At 35.9% G+C, this 1,403-nt stretch carries 1 protein-coding gene; it reads right to left on the reverse strand.

The features are described from left to right. Positions 1-546: 546 nt before the first annotated feature. Positions 547-1,188 (reverse strand): hypothetical protein, encoded by a 642-nt coding sequence (locus tag G322_RS0119325; RefSeq protein WP_022943293.1) that lies wholly within the window; start codon positions 1,186-1,188, stop codon positions 547-549. Between the last annotated feature and the right edge of the window lie 215 nt (positions 1,189-1,403).

Raw genomic sequence — 1,403 nt, forward strand, 5'->3', positions numbered from 1 at the left:
TGAAAACTCAATATAGACTTTTTTTAGCAAACTAATACAGATTTATAACCTTTGAAAATAAAATATGAACATCAATTTTTAGGGCAACTAACGCCCCATTAAGAGGCAAAAATGACTTTGCTAAAATGTTTGAGGAACGAAAAACAGCAAAGTCGTTTTTGTCCTGCTTTAATGGCTTGTTAGGCGAATACTCTACCAGTAACCAACACACGTTAAGCAAACTTTAAAAAATAATAAACCGTCGCCACATTTAAAAATGACCAACGATAACTTGAGCCATAACACAAAAGCCCGAACAAGCTAATTCGCGGAGGACTTTTTGTCTTTTATAAAAGCCCTTCGACGATATTAGCGATAACGATACTGCCTTTGGCGAAACCCTACCAAACAACTAAACGCTAAAAAAATGCACACTTAAATTAGTAGACGCTGTTAACAATAATATTAAGTGGCGAATTCCGCCTAACGCCTTGCTAAGCGGATAAAAATGGTTGGTTAAAATCGCGAAGCGATAACCAACTGTTTTTATTCCGTTTAAGCAACTTGTTATGCAACTGTTCGGCTAGGGATCAAATTAATCCCTACCTCAGATACTTCTCCGATCTCATTTAATAATGTATCAAACTCTGCCATTATTTCTAAAACCTTCGTTGGAGAAATATTAAATACAACTTCTAATTGCTTACTCAAATCTTGCTCTCTATGAGCTGCACAGCATAATCTAATGTTTTTTAGCCAAGCAGCATGCTCAGATTGAAACTTTCTAATTTTTTTAACTTTACTACCCAACGAAACTAAGAATTTCTCTCCGCCTTCTAGTTTAGAAGCTTCTTTTCTGAACTCTTTTCCAGTCATGTTTGGAATATCCAAGCATGCTTCATAAATATTTACAGCCGCCATTCTTGCGTAGTATCGTTTTTTCCATTGATTTGTTTCAAACATCAATGCTTCGCCAGTAACTGCAAGATCAAAAGAAGTTGAATTTACATACCCAGCTAAATTCCAAACATACTCAAGAGGCTTGTTTTTTTGTCGCTTCGTTTCACTAACACCAGCAGACATAACCTCTAGTGTTTTCTCTAAGGTTTCTAACTTATCGCTAAATGTCTTACGCAACATTTTTTCGTTATTAATTATATAGTCAAGTACATTTACGTCTTCATTCTTATCAAATAATGATGGGAACATACAAATCCTTAGGTTGCATAACGCCCAATTAACGGGCTAAGTAATAGTTGGCCATACTTGTGAACGGAGTGAACGCGGCCAACTGTTGCGTGTCCCGTTGAATTGCTTGTTAGATGCAATACTGGTAAAACCAAGCGATACAATAACTTAAAGGCACTGTTAAATAAACATTAGCCTCTATTTTGAGCCACACAAATAACCAATTTAGAACGAAT

The organism is Psychromonas hadalis ATCC BAA-638 (assembly GCF_000420245.1).
In the GTDB taxonomy this organism is placed as follows: Bacteria; Pseudomonadota; Gammaproteobacteria; order Enterobacterales; family Psychromonadaceae; genus Psychromonas; species Psychromonas hadalis.